The following is a 19,418-nucleotide window of genomic DNA, read 5'->3' as shown; positions in this document are numbered from 1 at the left end:
AGATACACAACATGAAAAAATGGTCACATCTGCTGGCGGCCTGCGCCCTGGTTTTCAGCATCAATGCCGCCCATGCCGATGATGGAAAAACGCTCTATTTCTATAACTGGACTGAGTATGTTCCTCCCGGTTTGCTGGAACAGTTCACTAAAGAAACCGGGATCAAGGTCATTTATTCGACCTATGAATCCAACGAAAGTATGTACGCCAAACTGAAAACCTATCAGGGCAGCGCCTATGATTTGGTTGTGCCTTCAACCTACTTCATTGCCAAAATGAGCAAAGAAGGTATGCTGCAAAAGATCGATACCAGTAAACTCAGTAACTTTCATAATCTCGATTCGAACTTGCTGCATAAGTCGTTCGACCCCAATAACGATTATTCCATCCCTTACATCTGGGGCGCGACGGCCATCGGCGTTAACCGCGATGTCATTGATCCGGCGAGCGTCACAGCCTGGGCCGATTTATGGGACAAGAAATATAAAGGCAGCCTGCTGCTGACGGACGACGCGCGCGAGGTGTTCCAAATCGCCCTGCGCAAGCTCGGCTACTCCGCCAATACCACCGACCCGCAGCAGATCGAGGCGGCCTACAAAGAACTACAGCAGTTAATGCCTAACGTGCTGGCGTTCAACTCGGACAATCCGGGTAACCCGTTTATGGAAGGCGAAGTCAATCTGGGTATGGTCTGGAATGGTTCGGCCTATGTGGCTCGTCAGGCCGGTACGCCGCTGGATATTGTCTGGCCGAAAGAAGGCGGGATCTTCTGGATGGATAGTCTGGCGATCCCGGCCAACGCCAAAAACGTTGACGGCGCCCTCAAAATGATCAACTTCTTGTTGCGCCCGGAAATTGCGGCGCAGGTTGCGGAAACGATCGGTTACCCGACGCCAAACCTGGCGGCGAAAAAACTGCTGCCGCCAGAAGTTTCAGGCGACAAAACCTTGTATCCGGATGACGACGTGATTAACAAAGGTGAATGGCAGAATGACGTTGGCGGCGCCAGCACGCTGTATGAAACTTATTTCCAACAGCTGAAAGCCGGACGCTGATATTGCTCAACCGACCGGCAGAGCTGCGCCTGCCGGTCATGTTTCACAGGCTAGCGATCGGCCCATTCATAATACTGACTCAGGCTTTTATCACACGAGCAGCAACTACCGCATTTGCCGTCTGATTCGGCCTGATGAAAGCGTATCTTTCCTTTCTGCACCCAGATATCCAGCATACCTTCGATAACGCCGGGATCGGCGTGAAATGCGCTGCTGACATCCTGTAAGGACACTTTCTTTTTCTGCCGCACATAATCGCGCAATTCAATTAAGGTCATATTTCCTCCAAACAGGCGGGTTTCCCCGCCTGCGGACTGAATAACTTAAAGACTCTCGTTGAGATTACTCACCGTAACGCGCGGTTTGGCGTCGCCGCTACGGCGCAGGAACAACAGGGTTATCAGCAACGCCGCCGCCACGCCGGCAATCGCCAGCGTTGAATAGAGCGGATGCTGGGCGAAACGACCGATCTGATAAACCACCACGGCCGAGCCGTAACCTAATTCGATGGTCCAAACCACGCAGAACAATGTCCACGCCGTCCCCACCTCGCGCCAGATGGCGGAGACCGCCGCCACGCAAGGGACATAGAGCAAGACCATCAGCAAATAGGCAAACGCGCCCAGTCGTCCGTCAAACATCTGGCTTATTACGGTCAACGACGAAACGGAAAACTCGTTCTCCTCCGCCACGGTTTCCGCATTGCTCAAATCGCCGACGTCAATGCCCAGCGGATCCAGGAACGCGCTACCCAACTTGCTGAAGTTTTCCGGAATGGTCGCCAACGCCTCGACGATCCCGGCTTGCAGACTGAAAGGTTCGTCCGGCTCCTCCGCCGCGTCATTTTGGGCATCCGCTATCGCGCCGTAGAGAGAGTCCAATGTCCCGACTACCGCCTCTTTGGCGAAAATACCGGTAAATACGCCCACGGCTGCCGGCCAGTTCTCCTGTTTTATCCCCATCGGCGCAAAGACCGGCACAATTTCCTGCCCGATAGCCGACAGAACCGATTTATCGCTGTCCTGATTGTCGAACGTGCCATCGGTCCCCATCGAGTTCAGGAAACCCAATACCGTGACGACGATGACGATCAGCTTGCCGGCTCTGAAAATAAAGTTTTTCAGTCGATCCCAGGTGCGGATCAACACGCTGCGCAAGCCGGGCAAATGGTAAGGCGGAATTTCCATCACGAATGTGGAAGCCTCGCCCTGCAACGCGGTTTTTTTCAGCATAAAACCGGTCGCGACGGCAGCGACGATGCCGATCAGATAGAGGCCGAACACCAGATTCTGACCGCCGCTGGTGAACAGCGCCGTGGCAAACAGCACATATACCGGCAGACGCGCGCCGCAAGACATGAAGGGCGCCATCATCACGGTGACGATGCGGTCGCTGTGCCTCTCCATAGTCCGGGTCGCCATCACCGCCGGTACGTTGCAGCCGAAACCCACGATCAGCGGGACGAATGCCTTACCGGGCAGACCGATACTGCGCATAAAGCGGTCCATGACAAACGCCGCCCGCGCCATGTAACCCGAGTCTTCCAGATAAGACAGGAACAGATAGAGACAGCCGATCACCGGGATAAACGTCGATACCGTCTGGATACCGCCGCCAATCCCGTCGGCCAGCAGCGTTTTCAGCCATACCGGCGTGTTGATAGCCAGCAGCAGTTCACCCAGACCGTCAACAAAAATCGTGCCGAAGAATTTATCGAAGAAATCGATAAAGGCGCTGCCGATGTTGATAGTGAAAATAAACATCAGGTACATCACCGCCAGGAAGATCGGTATCCCGAGAAAGCGGTGTAATACGATGCGATCGATTTTATCCGTCAGCGTCGCCGACATCTCGCCGCGGCGGGTAATCACCGATGTCGCAATCGCCGACACAAACTGATAGCGAGCGTCCGCCAGGAAAATATCCAGCTCATCTTCATAGTGTTCAATCAGTTCGGCGACTTTGGCGTCGGATTTCGCCAACAGTGGCGCAGGTATGGCCGCCCGCACCGTGCTGTCGCCCTCCAGCAATTGCAGCGCCAGCCAGTAAGGATTATTGATGCCGCCATGTTCGGAAAACTGCCGGGCAAGCGCTTTTGCCGCATTGCGCAGCGGCTCATCATAAGGGATCGCGATATTGGGGGCGACGGGATGAGAGACCGCCTCCGAACACGTCTGACGTAAACGGTCGATGCCTTTTTTCTGACTGGCGGTAATCGCGATGACCGGGCATCCTAATTTTTGTTGTAATGCCGCGATATCGATGTCCAGCTTACGTGATGCGGCGATATCCATCATATTGACGGCCACCACCATCGGCACATTCATATCCAGCAGTTGCGCGGTCAAATAGAGATTTCGTTCCAGATTGGACGCATCGACGATATTCAAAACCAGATCCGCCGCGCCGGATAAAATATAATCTCTGGCGACGCGTTCATCTTCCGAGCTTTCCGATGAAGGGTTGAGTGAATAAACACCGGGAAGATCAACCAGCGTAGTCTGCTGATTTTGATAACGGTAATAGCCAACCTTTTTCTCTACCGTCACCCCCGGCCAGTTGCCTACGGTTTGCTTACCGCCGGTAAGCACGTTGAAGAGTGTCGTCTTACCGCAATTAGGGTTGCCGACAACACAAATGACGGGTTGTGCATCCATAAAATTTTCCTACCTGACTTGGTTGATTCAGCATTTTTCGAGAATAAGAATTTGCGCTTCGCCCTTGCGAACGCTGATGGCGGCGCCGCGTAAACGTAATTCGATCGGGTCGCCCAGGGGCGCAATACGCGCGACGGAGAATTCCACTCCCGGCGTAACGCCTAACGCCAATAATCGCTTGCGGTAGTCCGCCGAACCTTTTTGAAAGCCAATGACACGCCACCTGGTCTCAACCGTTAACTCTTCCAAAGACATCGTCAGTCACCTTTTATTGTTAGTGTGCATATTTTGTTAGTGTGAGCGCTGTGGGGATACCCACACTTGTTTTCCCAAATCCCAGTTGATGGCGATGCGGCCATCGCCCGCGGCAAGCATTAGCGGCTGATTTTCTTCCCGTTGAATTACTCGGACATTACCGCCCACACGAATGCCTAACTCGGTTAAGCGCTGCTGGCTCTCTGCGTTCAGACGAATACGGGCGACGACCGCATTCATATTGAGTGGAATATCCAGTAACGTTTGAAGAAGTAACGCCATGTATCATTTCCTTTACTTTTACAATCTAATCAATGAGCTATAACAAAATCGCATCATAAGAAATGATGATTTTATAATGAACATAAGTAATAACTATTATCAATCATATTCCTACCTCCCTCTGTCCCATTGACTCACATCAAGCAAAGTGAAAATAACGGGCAGCCGGTCATCGCGCTGACGCCTTGCTGCATCGTCAGCGGATTAACAGGTATAAAAAAACCCCGGACGGCGCCGGGGTTTTGTTCAATATTGATACAGTTGCTGAATTATTCTTTTTCCTGCTGCGCCAAATCTTGCGCGATCTTCACCGTTTCATCCAGATAAGGATCGGGAGCCTGATAATCCTTCGGCAAATTCTCCAGCGACTTCAGCGGCTTTTTCCCTTCTCTGCTCAGACGATCGTTAATACGGTTCAGACGCATCGCTTCATCGTCATTATTCTCTTTCTCACGCTGAGCGAGATTGAGCGACACCGTATTACGCTTATCTTTCGTTGCGTTATAACGGGCGATATCCTCGGCGATATATTGGAACTCAGGATCCTTGGCAATACGCTCCTGATGCGTTTCGTTCAGCGCAGCGATAAGCGGTTTCAGACTGCCGCTCTTGGCGTAGTCCGCGGCTTTGATGCTATCCCACGGCAGCGCGTTGTCCTCGAATTTTTCTCCGGTGTCAACGGTTTCGGTGCCGGTAGGCATCATGATGTCCGGCGTCACGCCTTTCATCTGCGTGCTGCCGCCATCAATGCGATAAAACTTCTGAATGGTGTACTGAACCGAGCCCAGCGCCGGCCAGTCGGGACGCAACATCTGATCGTAAATACGGTTCAGGGAACGGTACTGCTGTACGGTGCCTTTGCCGAAGGTCGGCTCGCCGACGATCAAGGCCCGGCCGTAATCCTGCATCGCGGCGGCAAAGATTTCCGACGCCGAGGCGCTAAAACGGTCCACCAGCACCACCAACGGGCCTTTGTAGTACACAACGCCGTCGTTATCGCTGTCTTCGCGCACCTTGCCGTTGTTATCGCGGATTTGCACCACCGGCCCGCCGGGAATAAACAGCCCGGACAGACCGACCGCTTCGGTCAGCGCCCCGCCGCCGTTACTGCGCAGGTCGATCACGATGCTGCCGACATGCTGTTTTTCCAGTTTCTGGAGCTGAACTTTGACGTCATCCGTCAGGCCCACATAGAATCCCGGAATATCCAGCACGCCCACTTTTTCTTTGCCGACGTTTTTGACCGACATTTTGACCGCGCGATCTTCAAGGCGAATGCGCTCGCGAGTCAGCGTCACGATACGGGTTTTAGTGCCTTTGCCGGCGGGCAAAATTTCCAATCGCACCTTGCTGCCTTTGGGGCCTTTAATCAGCGCGACCACGTCGTCAAGACGCCAGCCGATGACATCGACTATCGGTTTGTCGCCCTGACCGACGCCGACCACGCGATCGCCTACGGCAATGTTTTTGCTTTTCCCCGCCGGGCCGCCGGGCACCATGGAATTGATCACGGTGTAATCGTCATCCATCTGCAATACCGCGCCGATCCCTTCAAGCGACAGGCTCATTTCGGTGTTGAACTGCTCGGTATTTCTCGGCGACAAATAGCTGGTGTGGGGATCGATTTCCCGCGCAAAGGCGTTCATGATCAGTTGGAAGACATCCTCGCTGTTGCTTTGCGCCAGTCGGCGAATCGCAAACTGATACCGCTTGGTCAGCGTTTCTTTGATGTCTTTATCTTCTTTACCGGTCAGTTTCAGGCTCAGCCAGTCGTATTTGACCTTCGCGTCCCATAACCGGTTCAGTTCGCCGGCATTTTGCGGCCAGGGCGCCTTGCTGCGATCAAGATCAATGGTATCGTCGCCGGTAAGAACCACCGGCTTGTCCAATAACGACAACGCATACTGAAAACGCTCAAAACGCCGTTTCTGCGCCAGATTATACAACGCATAGACGGCATCCAGTTTTCCGGATTTCAGTTCGTCATCCAACTGCGTTTTCTTATCAGAGAACTGGGCGATATCGGAGGCCAACAGCACATTATGGCTGTAGTCCAACATATTGAGATAGCGAGCGAAAATCTTCGCGGAGAATTCGTCGTCCAGCGTAAACTGGCGATAGTGGGAGCGCAGAAAGCGCGAAGTGACCCTGTCACTGACGGTGGCATGCTGAGACTCCTGACGCAACTGCGGAATTTGCTCAACACGCGTGATGTTCTCATTGGCAAAACTTGTACCCGCCAGCAGTAAACCTGCAATGGCGGTCATTTTAACTAAATTGTTCATGCCCAGGTTGGCCTCCGTATCAGAACTGCAAATGTTCTGCGCGTACAATCATAGCCAACCCAGAAGCCAACCGGACCCTGACCTCGCCTTTGGCAATTTCAAGCACGGTGGCATCCATCGCGTCTTTGCCGGCTCTGACTTTGATTTCCTGACCGATTTGCAGCTTGGAAACATCCGTAACCGCGACACGCTGCTGAGACTCGCGACTGGCAGGCTTTGCCTGACGGGACTGAGCTTTGGCGGGTTGCTGAGAAGAGGACGGCGACTGACGGAAAGAAGACGGGCGTGGTCGGCGCGGCGCGGCGTTAGCGCTATCGCGCTCGCGACGCGGCGCGCTTTTACCATTGGCCGGGCGGGTGCGCGCAGGTTCGGCGGTTTCTCCGGATTCGCGTTTTTTTGCTTGTTGCTCCGCGCGCTGAGCCTGAACTCGCGCTTTCGCTTCTTCCAGTTGCTTACGTGCATGATCAACATGCTGCTGTTCCAGCTCGCCACAGGGATTTCCATCCAAATCCACACGCTGAGCGCCCAGTTTTACACCGTACAGATAACGCCAGCTTGAGGTATAAAGCCTCAATGCGGAACGCAATTGCGTTTTACTGATGTTATCCAGTTCGGATACGCGCTCAACAAGATCTTGAAAAATACCGATCTTTAACGGGCGTGTTTCACCTTCAGTGGTGAAACAAAGCGGGAAATGCTTTGCCAAAAGGGCAATAACTTCTTTACTGCTGTTCAACTTAGGTTGATTTTCCATGAAATTTCCTGATTACAACGGGTTTGCCAACCGGCGCAGGCATGAACAGGCGTCATTATAATGACGCCATCGGCAATTGCTACGTTATCCTTATCTCAACGTGAGAAATTGATAAAAGTCAGCACATCGCTCGCTTCAAGTTGTGCGCAAAGTGCCTTCACCACCGCCTTGAGCCCTTCTTCATCATCTGCGTCAAACCGTTGATAAACAGTGCTATCAATATCTAAAACGCCGATTAAGCGACCGCTGACCACCAGCGGCAGTACGATTTCGGCGTTACTCGCGGCATCGCAGGCAATATGGCCGGGAAACGCATGCACATCGCCTATGCGCTGTATCTGATTTTCAGCCGCCGCCCGGCCACATACCCCTTTGCCCACCGGAATACGCACACAAGCGACTTTCCCCTGAAACGGCCCCAGAAATAGCGAGTCATTTTCCAGCAGATAAAAACCAGCCCAGTTAACCCCATCCAAACGTTCAAACAGCAATGCGCTGCTGTTTGATAAGATCGTAATGAAACGATTTTCTCCCGCAATCAGCGAGGATAAATCGCGGACCAGGTCCTGATAAAACTCTTGTTTGCTCATATAACACTAATTGTCTTGTCGGATCGAATTAACCACACATACCCAATAGATTTCAAGACACATTCAAGCCGCATCGCACAAACCTTGATGTCCTTACTCAAATTCGTTGCTTTGAGTAAGGGACAAACTCCGCCCGCAGCGAATTTGAACACTGTCCAACCTGAAAATGAAGGGTATAACGTGAAATTGTAATACAAAATCGCCGCAAGCGATGTTAAACCTCGCTGACCACGGCTCAGGGATAACGGGCGGCAAGCCCGGCATAAAAATGCCCGCTACAGCATGCCACAAGATGAATGCACGCGCGCCGCTTTCACTCGCCGGCGATGTACATATCGTGCTCTCGGCGGGCGTCGCGCGGCGAGCCGCCGCGTTTTCCGCTAAACCGGCATTATGTTACACTCGGCGTTTAATATTTTAGCTGTAACGGAACCCCGCCGTGGCCAAACAGACACCAGCCCATTTACCCCCAGCGTTTCTCTCCGCCATTCAGTCCATTATGCCCGCGCGCCTGTCGATGGATGACTTTATCGCCGCCTGTCAGCGGCCGTTGCGGCGCAGTATTCGCGTCAATACGTTAAAAATCAGCACCGAGGCGTTTCTACAGCTGGCGGCGCCTTATCAATGGCGCCTGGAGCCGATTCCCTGGTGCCGCGACGGCTTCTGGCTATTAAACGCGGATGACGAAATCGGCCGGTTGGGGAATACCCTGGAACACCTGAGCGGACTATTTTACATTCAGGAAGCCAGCTCCATGCTTCCGGTCAGCGCTCTTTTTCAGCATGATGCTTGCCCGCAACGGGTTTTGGACATGGCGGCGGCGCCCGGTTCCAAAACCACGCAAATCGCCGCCAACCTGGATAACCGCGGCGGCGTTATCGCCAATGAATACTCCGCCAGCCGGGTGAAAGTGCTGCATGCCAACATCAGCCGCTGCGGCGTCAGCAATACCGCGTTGACCCACTTCGACGGACGGGTATTCGGCGCGGCGCTGCCCGAGTATTTCGACGCTATCTTGCTTGACGCGCCCTGCTCCGGCGAAGGCGTGGTGCGCAAAGATCCCGGCGCGATGAACCATTGGTCGCCGGAAAGCATCGCCGGCATTGCCGCCACCCAGCGCGAACTGATCCTGAGCGCTTTTCACGCCCTGAAGCCCGGCGGCGTGATGATTTACTCCACCTGTACGCTGAACGAGCAGGAAAATCAGCAGGTGTGCCACTGGTTGCGGCAAACCTTCCCCGACGCCTGCGAGTTCGAACCCTTAACCGATCTGTTCCCCGGCGCCGACCAGTCCGCGACGGAAGAGGGTTTTTTACACGTCTTCCCGCAAATTTACGACAGCGAAGGTTTTTTCGTGGCGCGCTTGCGCAAAACAGCCAGCGTGCCGCCGCTGCCTGCGCCGGGCTATAAAGTCGGCAAATTCCCGTTCTCCCCGCTGAGCGCCCGCGATCGCGAGCTGGTGACGCAGGCGGCCAATCGACGGGGATTGACGTGGGACGACGACCAGTTACAACTATGGCAACGCGATAACGAAATCTGGCTTTTCCCTGCCGAACTGACGTCCGCATTCGGCAAAATCCGCTTCTCGCGTATCGGCCTCAAGCTGGCGGAACGTTTTGCCAAAGGTTACCGCTGGCAGCATGAAGCCATCATTGCGCTGGCGAATGTGAATGCCGGCCACGCCTATGCGCTGAGCGACCAGCTGGCCTGCGAGTGGTTTCAGGGGAAAGACTGCTATCCGCAGCCGGTCCCCGCTGACGACGAACTGTTGCTGACCTATCGCCACTCTCCGCTGGGACTGGCTAAGCGCATCGGCAGCCGCATAAAAAACAATCTGCCGCGCGATCTGGTGCGCGATGGCGCATGCAGCGCCGCACAGGATAACGGCTAATTCCCACGCCGTTGTTTATCAGGCGGTTCGGCGCCGCCTGTAAACACGCATCGCCTCATCTCTTCGCCATTTTCATCTACAATTGTCCCTATACCCAATGGCTTTTGCGTTGCAGGAAGGCGGCCGACGCACTGGCGACGTGAAAATAACGGGTATAGAAGCATGGAAAGAGAGCCGCACGAATGATTGGTGATAAGTGAGGGCATCATGTTCGCACTGGTAATATTTGTTTGTTATCTCGGCAATGGCTGCGATGAACTGGTGATCGGCGCGTACAATACGGAGAACCAGTGTCTCAAAGCGATGTCCGAACAGCGATTACGCCGCGCCGGGTGTTACCCTATCGACGAGTTTATCGACAGTTTCTGGTTGCCCGCGCAGGAATACGCCGATTTTTAATGCGACGCCGCTACCGACACACGCCAAAGCCGCGCATCCCCAGATGAAAATGATTGGCATGGGCCGCGTTATATTCCGGCCCCAACGCATTGCCGAAAAAGTCACAGCTTTGTTCAAACGTCGCCCGCAGATAATCCTGGGTTTCATCCGCCGCATTCCACTGATTCAATATGCTGATACGCCGACCGTCCGCTAACCGGAAAGCGGATATATCCCAGGCATCGGCCGTCGCATGTTCGCTCAGCCGGCCTTCCGGCCGGTGATACACATTGCGGCAGGCGTAGCTGCCGAGGTGATCGATACGCGTCAACGGCGCGCCCAGCCGCCGCGCCTGCGGGATCAAGGATTGCGTAACGAACATGACGCTGCTTAACGCCAGCGGACAACTGGCCAGAAAACTCGAACTGAGCGTGACGGCGCCGAACTGCCGTATGCGCACCGGCGAAGGTAACGGACACTGCCCGTCAACGGGGCCGGGCAACGAGAAGGCGATGCGCCCTTGCGCCTGCGCCTGCTGCAAGATGGCCAGGCAGGCGGCGGGGTCGTTCGCCAATTGTCTGAGTTTGAAGCGCGTCACCAGCGTCGGAGGATCGTCAACCGACAGCGGCGTAAACGGATCGTAGCCAGGCGGAAGATGGCGTTGAATCCATGGCGCTAACGCAACCACTCCGCCCGCTATCAGCAATACGACCAGCCATCTCCACATTTATTCCGCCACCCGATGATTACCATCCCTATGCAAGCGTAGGCGATATCAACCAGATGTCACTCCCGCCGCATTTTCGCCGCGGAAAATCGCTTACACGGCGAAATCCGCGGATGTCATGCCCAGCGATATCCCCGCCTCGACAATTTTTTGCCACTCCTGATCGGAAATCACGATGCCATCGGCCTGACGCCGCGCCCGGGTGTGAATTTCCGGCTCGCCGGCAATCAGGATCGGCTGTTGGGGATCCGGCGCGCGTGAAGAGCGCACATAGTCCAGCATCGCATCGTACTCTTTCTGCAACCACGTCAGCGACACCATATTGGCGGGATCGATCACAATGGTGGTCATGTTATTCACTATCGCGCCATGCCGCGGATTTTCCGGTTGGATGGTGCCGCCGCCGGACAGCAGCCCGGCCAGCATTTCCGCCGCCAGCACTAAACCGCCGCCTTTATGCCGGGCAATCGGCTTCAGGGCGCCGTGCTTTTCCCCTTCCCACATCACGCGCGGATCGTTGGTTGAATTGCCGTCGCTGTCGAGCATTACCTCCTCGTCAAATTTTTTGCCCGCCAGGTAAGCGACCCGGGTTTTGCCCAGCGCCACGATGCTTGTCGCGAAATCGAGCACAAAGGCGGCGTTATTGTCGCTCTGCGGAAAAGCGATACAGATGGGATTGGTGCCGAAACGCGCTTCGCTGCCGCACCACGGCGCCACAATGGGATCGAGGTCGTTAACGTTAACGAAATGAATCGATACCAGGCCCGCGGCGGCGGCCATTTCGCCGTAAGTGCCGATACGCCCCAAATGGCAGGTCGATGAGAGGGTCATCAGACAAACCCCGGTCGTTTTAACCCGCTCGATCGCCGCCTGCATGGCTTCTTTGCCGGTACGCTGACCAAAGCCCCGATCGCCGGAGAACTGCAACACCGCGCCGCCGTCGCGGATCATCCTGGCCGGGGTGTTCGGCTGCATGATGCCGTTGCTAATAAAACTCACGTAGTGCGGCAACATCCCCACGCCATGACTATCGTGTCCTTTCAGGTTGGCGCCGACCAAATGTTCCGCCACACAGGCGGCTTCCGACGCTTCGCTGCCCGCTTTCTGCAACAGCGCCCGGGCAATGGCAATTAAACGACTTTCTGAAATCTGCATGAGTCTTCCCTTCACCTATACGAATAAATACGTTATCTGTCTGCCTTTATCCTACTGCCGAACCCGGCGGCATTAAAACCTTTTCCCTTGCGGGAACCCCGCCGAACCTTTCCTCACTCATTTCATAGCGAACAGACGTTTCTGTTTCGCGTCGTTGATACGAGATCGACTGACACTCACTTTAACTTACGAGGTTAATCATGACAGATATTAGCATTACCCTGACCACGCCCTCGTCAGGCGCGGCAGCGTCGGATTTTAATCAGCAAGGCACCTCATCGCAGCGCACTTCTCAGCAGGATTCGCAACTGCTGGAAGCGCTGGGCGTGCTGCTGAACGCGCTGATGCCGAATAGTGCCGGCGGCAGTAACGCGTCACAACAGGGCGCCAATCCGCTGGGTCGCTCTGCCGATGCGCTTGGCGGCGGTTCAGACCAACAGGCGTTGGGCGAGGTATTGATAAAACTGCTTGAGCAATTGATGACATCCAACGGCGCGCAGAATGGACAAGCCGCGCAAAATCCGTTGTCATCGTCCGGCAATGCGGGTAATGCGGCATCCGGCGCCTCGCCGTCATCCGGCTTATCCCCTAGCGGTAGCGCGCAAAACCCGGAAAATCTGTCTCGTTCGCTGTTACAGGACACCGCTGGCGGCGCGTTGAATAACGCCATTACGCCAACCGCGGACGGCGGCGGGCAGATCGGTGAAAATAAACTGCAAACATTGCTGCTGGAGCTGATCGCCAATCTGCTGGATGCGCAAAATGGCGGAAATGGCGCATCCGGGCAGCCGCAAAGCGCAGGGTCAACCTCGCCGTCCGCTGCCGCCAATCCGTTCTCCGCCGGCAATTCGACCTCATCCCCCGCCTCTTCCGCATCGCCCTCAGGCGCCACTGACGGCGGCAAAGGCGTAACGCCCGCCGGAACCGGCGCTGCCGGCAACACCGGCCAGACCGGACAGGTGGCTTTCCCCACCGCCGGCAAGGATGTCACCACCGTGAATGACACGATAAAGGTCGGTCCGGGCGAAGTGTTTGACGGCGGCGGGAAAACCTTCGTCGCCGGCAACAAATTAGGCGACGGCAGTCAGAAAGAGGGTCAGAAGCCGATTTTTGAACTGGCTGAAGGCGCCACGCTGAAAAACGTGGTGTTCGGCGACAACGCCGCTGACGGCGTACATGTCCGCGGCGACGCCAAACTGGATAACGTCCACTGGACCAACGTCGGCGAAGACGCGCTGACCGTGAAATCCAACAATGGCAAACCCGCCAATGTGGAAATCACCAACAGCAGCGCTCAGGGCGCAAGCGACAAGATCTTCCAGCTTAACGCCGATGCCAATCTGACCGTGGATAACTTCAAAGCCAAAGATTTCGGCACCTTTGTCCGCACTAACGGCGGTCAACAGGGAAACTGGAACCTTAACCTGAATAATATCGATGCCGAAAACGGCAAATTCTCGTTTGTGAAAAGCGACAGCGAGAAACTGAACGTGACCGGCAATAACGTTAACCTGACGAACGTCAACAACCCCTATAAGACGCCGTCATCCGCTAACATTCAGGTGAACTGACATGCCGATATCCGTAACCGACGCGCATAACGCGCCCCAGCGCTGGGCCGATCTGGTCAAACAAGGCGGCTATCTGACGCCGGCGCAGCGTGAAGCCTTTGAAGGGGCGATACGACAGGTGACGAAAAATCTGCATCAGGTGTTGTCGCAGCAAGGGCCGCAACGCAGCGGCCGCTTCGATTTCGACGCCTTCGTCGACTCTCTGGAACAGGATTTTCTGCGCCACGACGCGCACCAGGCATCAATCGGCCGGCACAGCGACGTGGCGCAAACCGCGTTCTGGGTGGTACGTCTGATGGCCGATCATCTGATTGCGCTACGTCCGTCTCAGAAACCCGTCTTATAAAGCAATCAAGCCGGCTACGGCCGGCTGATCCCGCCTGACCTTCGCCGCGAACCGACAATAACGACCGGGACAAGCGGCTTTCCCGCCGGCGCAAAACGTCTTCAGGATGCGCCGTCCTTAAAAATCTCTCACCAGGCGACGGCGTTAAACCGAATGCGCCCATAACAATAACCGGCGGCGGGACGCGCGCCCCGCCGCCGGTTTTATCCAAACATGATGCGTATCTATTTCTCAGCTCGCCAGCTTTTCCAGCCCGATGTTGATAATCCGGTCGCCGATGGTCGCCGCATCGATCCCCAGGGATGAGCCGCCGTTGCCGCGCTGATGCAGATTGGCGTTGCCGCTATCCCCCGCCACGGCGCTTTTGATGATCCCCGTCGCCTGAAGGAATTTATCCATGCTGGCTTTCGTCATGCCATCGTCGTCCGGATTGCTCAGCGCCTCGGCCCAGGACTTGGTATCCGTCTTGGCTGACGGCCAACCATCCTTCTGGTACTCCGGCTTGCCAAATTTCTCGGGATATTGATCCATAAACTGACCGATTTCCTTGGCGAGCTCGCGATCCTCGGTATCGACGAAGTAACGATTGGGGCTGTCGTTATGGGTGCTGATATCGTTCAACGCCTGTAAACCGGCTTGCTGTCCCACGTTCAACCCCAGCGCGCCGCCCAGTTGATTGAAGGACGACTCGCCGTTCAGGCCGCTCAGTCCGTTGCCCTGCGTCAGCGGCGACGAATTACCGGCGCTCTGGCTGTAACCGTCGCCCAGAATGGCCGACAGCGCATCCTTAACGCCTTGCGTATAGGCCGATTTTTCCGTATCCGTCGGTTGTTTCTGACCAAACAGGCCGTTCTGCCCATTTTGCTGCGTGTCGTCGTCCAGGATATCGGACAGCGCCTTGAGCAGCAGATTGCCCAACTGGGCGTTAGGGTTCGCGGCATTCAGCCCGGCGCCCAGCAGGCCGGCGGAGTCGGACAGCAGACCCGAACCGTTTTGATCGAACAGACCGCCGCCCCGCGTCCCGCCCTGGCCCTGGCCCTGCGTCCCGAACAACAGCGCCGTCAGCACGTTGGCCAACTGTTCGGCGATCCCCGCCTGCTGACCGCCATAAGCGGAGGATGAAGACGACAAGCCATTACCGGAGGGCTGAAGCGGATTACCCGCTCCCGTTGATTTGATGGTGATCTGTAATGAAGAACTGTTATCCAGAGAGCTAACCGTACTAAGCATAATCTTTCCTCGTAATTGAATGAGTGGATCCCAAACACCACTATCCTTCGCGGCCGGTAAATTCCTGCCGGCTAGGGGGCGCATTTGTTGAGTAATCATCCGCGTCGTTCAGTTCCCGCCCGGCGGCGGTGAAAACGCTCACAACGGCGCTAACCCCGCCAGCCGCCACAGTTTGCTTATCGCCAGACGCCGTTCCGCATCCGCCGCGGGCAACGGGCAGCACAGCATCACCTCGCGCCGTTCATTGATGCTCAGGTAGCAGTCCGCCAGCGTTTCCGCTTCAAGAAAACGCCGTTGCAACAGTTGCTGCAACATGCCCGGATAGCGGCGCTCGGGCGCCAGCAACAGTTGCAGATGCGTTTCGCGCGCCGACCGGCGAAAACGCAGGCTAACGCCCGCCGTCGGCCGCCAGTCGCCGGCCGGCGTCATCGTCATCGCGGCAAGGAAATCATTTTGCGTCTGGAAAATAGCCGCTTCTTCAGTCATCGACGCTCACCCTGCTGAAATCCGCCGGGCCGGTGCGCAATGCCGGTTGCCACCAGATAACAAGCTGCCGGTCGTCGGACTGCGGACGACAGGCGACCGACGTGCAATTCGCCGTCTGTCGCGATGAGGAACAGGCGCACAGAAACAGCACGGCCAGAGTGAGCAAACCACGTTTATGCCACATCATCTTTCTCCCGCATCAATTAGCCGCCAGCAGCGAACGCCGGCCCGGCGACGTCGATAGCGCCGGTCGCAGCGCCAGAAAAATTTCGGCCGACTCGCCGGGCGCCAGCGTCGCTTTCGGCCAGGCGGCCACCGCCAGCGTGCGACTGCCGCCGCAAACCGCTTCATCAAACCGCTGTATTCGCGTCCCGTGGTTACGCACCACGCCGACGGTTAACCTGACGCTCTCATTGCCGTACCACTGGTAGCGGGCGCTGTCATACACCAGACCGGGCTGCGAACGACAGACTTCGCTCAGGCGCGCGCCGCGCGATTCGGGTTGAAAACCGGCCGGCAGTTGTTTGCCGGCCAGATCGCGCAGGGCATTTTCCACCAGACTGTAGAGATCGGTCGTGCCGTTACGCTGCGCAACGCGATTCATGGCATCGTTCAACTGATGGCGATTGTCCGCGGAGACATAGCGGGTCGGGTCGGTTTGATCGCCAATCAGATGCGGGGTCAGAATAAACAAGCGCTCGCGGCGCGACACCTCATGTCGTGTAGACGTAAAGGCCTTGCCCAGCCAGGGGATATCGCCCAGCAGCGGGATGCGATGATCGCGATCGCCGCTCTCTTCAACGTGGAAACCGCCCAGCACCAGCGCGCGATTTTCGCCAATCAGCGCCTGCGTGCTGACGTTGCCGCGCTTCACGCCGGTGGCTTCGCCGTCACGTCCGGTTTCGACCTGACCGTCTTCAATATCAATCACCAGTTGGATACTGCGCTCGCCGTCCTGTCCGATAACGCGCGGCGTCACCTGCAAACTGGTGCCGGCGGTGACCGGCTGAATCTCCGCGACCCGCTCGCCGGAGACGGTGATGAAGGCGGTGCGGCTGAAATCCACGATGGCCGGCTGATTCTCCAGCGTCAGTACCGACGGGTTGGCGACAATCGACGCGGTGCCTTCCCCTTCCAGCGCCTGAATATCGGCAAAGAAGCGTTTAAAATCGCTGACGAACAGCGTGCTGCGCCCCATCATCATGGTGCTGCCGGCGGTGACGTTGCCTAATGCGCCCTGCCAGTTGGCTTCCAGACGCGACAGCGCCGAACGATCCACATCCAGAATGATGGCGTCGATATTCACCAGGTTTTGCGGGATGTCGATCTGCTCGATCAGGCTCTGATACTCCTCGCGCCGCTTGTCATCATCCCGGATCAGCAGCGCGTTATTACGCACGTCGGCGGAAACCTTGCCATTCAGGGACAGCCTGCCGCGCTCATCGCCGTTGCGCGCCGGGTTGTTGCGCATGGCCATGCGAACCATCATCGCCCGCGTATTTTCCCGCATGGCTTCCATCCCGCTATCCGCCACGGCGGGCGTAGAACCGGCCGCGCCGGCCGGGGCGGCGCGCTGACCATCCATCAGTTCGTTGAGGATCGTCGCCACGCCAGGAATAACGATGCGCTGATCGCGATATTGCAGCGTCCGGTCCGACACCGAGGCATAGCGCAACGGAAAGATCATCACCTTGCGGCGTTCATCCTGTTTTTCCCGCTGCTGACTGAACTCCCGGATCAAATCGATATAAGCCTGCGGCCCCGTCACCAGCACCACCCCCTCCTCCGGCAGTTCGCCCCAGCCAAAACGCGGATCGAGCAATCCGATGCCGCTCAGCGCCTGTTTCAGGTCGGGGGCGGCATCCTGGGAAATTTCCAGACGCAGCGACGCCTGCTCATCCTGAGAACTGATATAGAGGGTATGGTTGTACACAAACCATTGGAAACGGTGCTCCAGCGCCAGACGATCGAGAAAGGCGGCGGGCGTTTCGGCCCTGATGCGAGCCTCGACCAGCGCGTCATTCAGCTTGCCCATGGACAATTCCACGCCATGGCTGTTGGCAAAATCGGTCAATATCGTCGACAGCGGCGTCTGCTCCGCCGCATAGGCATACGCCCCTTTATTCCACGCCGCCGGTATGCTGGCGTGCGCCGCAGGGATCATCCCCAGCAGCACCAGCGACCAGCAAAACCAGCGATATAACGTTAAAAAAAATACATACAGCGCGTTACGCATGCCGATCTCCTTGCAAAAAAGCCAGCGTATTCAAATTCAACGGGCCGGGGGCCGCCGCTGCGCGCGTCGACGCCAGCAGGCTTTGCCAGACATCCCGCTGATTAAGCAGCATCTCCAGACAGCGGCACAGTTGCAGGACATCATCCGGCTCTGGTTTCATCCACAGCCACAGTTGTTCATCCTGTGCCGACAGCGACAGGGCCGCGGCGTCTTCGCCATACTGCCGTCTGGCGACCGTCGCCAGTTGCAGCGCGCGTTCGAGCACGGCTTCGCCCGCGTCCCCCGGCAATGGAATAGCCGCGCAACAGGCAATTCCCTGAACATGTCGGTGGAGCGACACCGGTTCGTTGTCTATCTCAAGCCGGAGCGTGGCGGACATGCCGTTTAGCCAACCGTCCAGCAGTGCGGTCAGATCAGTTGAAGTCATTGATAATCGACTTCGCCAGACCGTGTTTTACGCTCAGCAATTGCCCCACCGCCCAATTGGCGTTGGAATAGTCCAGAGAGGCTTCAAAAAAGGCATAGCTGTCGGCCGGACCGGCGCCGCCGCCGGCGACATCCAGCGCCATATTATCCAGATCCCGTTGGGCGTTGACGAAATGCGCATCGAGACGACGTTGTATGGCGTTGTAGGACATGGTGAATTCTCCTTCTGCACGGTTACTAAGATTGGCAGCCATTGAGTGGCCGACGCGCGGCGGGAGTTCCACGAATAGTGCCGATCGCCGCGCCGCCGCTCAGCGGCACGACATCAGTAAGAGGGATGAATTCAACGCAGACCGCCGACAACCCTCTCGATGAAGGCAGAACGGCGAGAATGGGACAGCGGAGTAAAACGGGACGACGCGGCGTTAAGGCGCCGTGGTCGGCCGCGGCAGCGGCTTGTCAGGACGCTTTTTGACCAGAAACCACGGCAGGCAAAACTGGATCAGCGGTCCGATCGACAAGGCGTACAAGACCGTCCCCACGCCTAATGCGCCGCCCATCAGCCAGCCCGACAGCAACACGCCGACCTCAATCGCCGTGCGTACGCTGCGCACCGACCAGCCGGTACGGGCGTTAATGCCGGTCATCAGTCCGTCTCGCGGGCCGGCGCCGAACCCCGCGCCGATGTACATCCCGGTCGCCAGCGCATTGACGGCTATCGCCGCGGCCAACAGCGCGCTGCGCGCCAGGAGCGAAGCCGGCGGCGACATCAGCATCAGCGCCGCGTCCGCCGCCAGTCCCACCACAATAACGTTGCTGACGGTTCCCAGTCCGGGCCGTTGACGCAGCGGGATCCACAACAACAGCACCAGCGCGCCGACAATAATCATCACCATGCCGACATTGAGCGAAAAGATGCGCGCCGCCCCCAGATGAAACACGTTCCACGGATCCGCGCCCAGATTGGCGCGCACGAACATCGCCGTAGAAACGCCGTATAACGTCAGGCCGATATAAAGTTGAATCAAACGACGGACCATTTTTTTTCCTCGTACATCCTCTCAGGCATCGCTATACATTCACGCAAACCGGCC

At 56.7% G+C, this 19,418-nt stretch carries 21 protein-coding genes; 5 read left to right on the top strand and 16 right to left on the bottom strand.

From position 1 onward, the window contains the following. The first annotated feature begins 11 nt into the window (after positions 1-11). Positions 12-1,055 carry a spermidine/putrescine ABC transporter substrate-binding protein PotD gene (gene potD / locus ABRZ28_RS05580; RefSeq protein ID WP_319602628.1) on the top strand — a complete coding sequence of 348 codons (1,044 nt, stop codon included), beginning with the start codon at positions 12-14 and terminating at the stop codon, positions 1,053-1,055. A gap of 50 nt (positions 1,056-1,105) precedes the next feature. Here the strand turns inward: potD and ABRZ28_RS05575 are convergent, their stop codons facing one another. The 7 genes from ABRZ28_RS05575 to msrC form a co-directional block, all read right to left on the bottom strand. Next, positions 1,106-1,333, bottom strand: coding sequence for a FeoC-like transcriptional regulator (locus ABRZ28_RS05575; RefSeq protein WP_319602629.1), 228 nt, complete (start codon positions 1,331-1,333; stop codon positions 1,106-1,108). Between the two features lie 45 nt (positions 1,334-1,378). Beyond that, positions 1,379-3,712 carry a Fe(2+) transporter permease subunit FeoB gene (gene feoB, locus ABRZ28_RS05570; protein ID WP_330519689.1) on the bottom strand — a complete coding sequence of 778 codons (2,334 nt, stop codon included), beginning with the start codon at positions 3,710-3,712 and terminating at the stop codon, positions 1,379-1,381. 27 nt (positions 3,713-3,739) lie between these two features. Further along, the gene (locus ABRZ28_RS05565) at positions 3,740-3,967 is read right to left on the bottom strand and encodes a FeoA family protein (RefSeq protein WP_319602631.1); all 228 of its coding nucleotides are present in this window, start codon (positions 3,965-3,967) and stop codon (positions 3,740-3,742) included. Between the two features lie 36 nt (positions 3,968-4,003). Next, the gene (locus ABRZ28_RS05560; protein WP_319602632.1) at positions 4,004-4,249 is read right to left on the bottom strand and encodes a FeoA family protein; all 246 of its coding nucleotides are present in this window, start codon (positions 4,247-4,249) and stop codon (positions 4,004-4,006) included. Between the two features lie 269 nt (positions 4,250-4,518). Continuing rightward, positions 4,519-6,534 (bottom strand): carboxy terminal-processing peptidase, encoded by a 2,016-nt coding sequence (prc, locus tag ABRZ28_RS05555; RefSeq protein WP_319602633.1) that lies wholly within the window; start codon positions 6,532-6,534, stop codon positions 4,519-4,521. Between the two features lie 19 nt (positions 6,535-6,553). Next, entirely contained in the window at positions 6,554-7,288 is a 735-nt protein-coding gene (gene proQ / locus ABRZ28_RS05550) for an RNA chaperone ProQ (RefSeq protein WP_319602634.1), read from the bottom strand. 95 nt (positions 7,289-7,383) lie between these two features. Next, entirely contained in the window at positions 7,384-7,878 is a 495-nt protein-coding gene (gene msrC / locus ABRZ28_RS05545) for a free L-methionine (R)-S-oxide reductase MsrC (protein ID WP_319602635.1), read from the bottom strand. Positions 7,879-8,317: 439 nt separating this feature from the next. Between msrC and rsmF the strand changes: the two genes are divergently transcribed. Continuing rightward, complete coding sequence (gene rsmF / locus ABRZ28_RS05540; RefSeq protein ID WP_330519688.1) at positions 8,318-9,769, top strand: 16S rRNA (cytosine(1407)-C(5))-methyltransferase RsmF; 1,452 nt, start codon at positions 8,318-8,320, stop codon at positions 9,767-9,769. Positions 9,770-9,976: 207 nt separating this feature from the next. Then, entirely contained in the window at positions 9,977-10,168 is a 192-nt protein-coding gene (locus ABRZ28_RS05535) for a YdfD/YebW family protein (protein ID WP_319602637.1), read from the top strand. A gap of 10 nt (positions 10,169-10,178) precedes the next feature. Here the strand turns inward: ABRZ28_RS05535 and ABRZ28_RS05530 are convergent, their stop codons facing one another. After that, positions 10,179-10,874, bottom strand: a complete 696-nt coding sequence (locus ABRZ28_RS05530; RefSeq protein ID WP_330519687.1) for an extensin-like domain-containing protein — start codon at positions 10,872-10,874, stop codon at positions 10,179-10,181. 93 nt (positions 10,875-10,967) lie between these two features. Next, positions 10,968-12,029 carry a malate/lactate/ureidoglycolate dehydrogenase gene (locus ABRZ28_RS05525; RefSeq protein WP_330519686.1) on the bottom strand — a complete coding sequence of 354 codons (1,062 nt, stop codon included), beginning with the start codon at positions 12,027-12,029 and terminating at the stop codon, positions 10,968-10,970. Positions 12,030-12,229: 200 nt separating this feature from the next. Between ABRZ28_RS05525 and ABRZ28_RS05520 the strand changes: the two genes are divergently transcribed. Continuing rightward, positions 12,230-13,600: a pectate lyase gene (locus ABRZ28_RS05520; protein ID WP_330519685.1), complete on the top strand. Its 1,371-nt coding sequence runs from the start codon at positions 12,230-12,232 to the stop codon at positions 13,598-13,600. A 1-nt stretch (position 13,601) separates the two neighbouring features. Beyond that, the gene (locus ABRZ28_RS05515) at positions 13,602-13,946 is read left to right on the top strand and encodes a DNA-binding protein (RefSeq protein ID WP_319602641.1); all 345 of its coding nucleotides are present in this window, start codon (positions 13,602-13,604) and stop codon (positions 13,944-13,946) included. Positions 13,947-14,177: 231 nt separating this feature from the next. Here ABRZ28_RS05515 and ABRZ28_RS05510 read toward each other — a convergent pair whose 3' ends face one another. The 7 genes from ABRZ28_RS05510 to yczE form a co-directional block, all read right to left on the bottom strand. Further along, complete coding sequence (locus ABRZ28_RS05510; RefSeq protein WP_330519684.1) at positions 14,178-15,176, bottom strand: type III secretion protein HrpN; 999 nt, start codon at positions 15,174-15,176, stop codon at positions 14,178-14,180. Between the two features lie 138 nt (positions 15,177-15,314). Then, positions 15,315-15,662, bottom strand: a complete 348-nt coding sequence (locus ABRZ28_RS05505) for a type III secretion protein (protein WP_319602643.1) — start codon at positions 15,660-15,662, stop codon at positions 15,315-15,317. Next, positions 15,655-15,846 (bottom strand): HrpT family type III secretion system protein, encoded by a 192-nt coding sequence (hrpT, locus tag ABRZ28_RS05500; protein ID WP_413556081.1) that lies wholly within the window; start codon positions 15,844-15,846, stop codon positions 15,655-15,657. Before hrpT ends, ABRZ28_RS05505 begins: the two co-directional genes overlap by 8 nt. Before the next feature lie 15 nt (positions 15,847-15,861). Next, complete coding sequence (gene sctC, locus ABRZ28_RS05495) at positions 15,862-17,898, bottom strand: type III secretion system outer membrane ring subunit SctC (protein WP_319602645.1); 2,037 nt, start codon at positions 17,896-17,898, stop codon at positions 15,862-15,864. Then, the gene (locus ABRZ28_RS05490) at positions 17,891-18,325 is read right to left on the bottom strand and encodes a type III secretion system chaperone (protein WP_319602646.1); all 435 of its coding nucleotides are present in this window, start codon (positions 18,323-18,325) and stop codon (positions 17,891-17,893) included. Before ABRZ28_RS05490 ends, sctC begins: the two co-directional genes overlap by 8 nt. Next, positions 18,312-18,536: a serine kinase gene (locus ABRZ28_RS05485; protein ID WP_319602647.1), complete on the bottom strand. Its 225-nt coding sequence runs from the start codon at positions 18,534-18,536 to the stop codon at positions 18,312-18,314. Before ABRZ28_RS05485 ends, ABRZ28_RS05490 begins: the two co-directional genes overlap by 14 nt. Positions 18,537-18,749: 213 nt before the next feature. Further along, entirely contained in the window at positions 18,750-19,364 is a 615-nt protein-coding gene (gene yczE / locus ABRZ28_RS05480) for a membrane protein YczE (RefSeq protein ID WP_319602648.1), read from the bottom strand. Between the last annotated feature and the right edge of the window lie 54 nt (positions 19,365-19,418).

Source organism: Brenneria sp. g21c3, from assembly GCF_040240345.1.
Taxonomy (GTDB): Bacteria; Pseudomonadota; Gammaproteobacteria; order Enterobacterales; family Enterobacteriaceae; genus Brenneria.
This window is presented reverse-complemented; position numbering and strand designations above follow the sequence as displayed.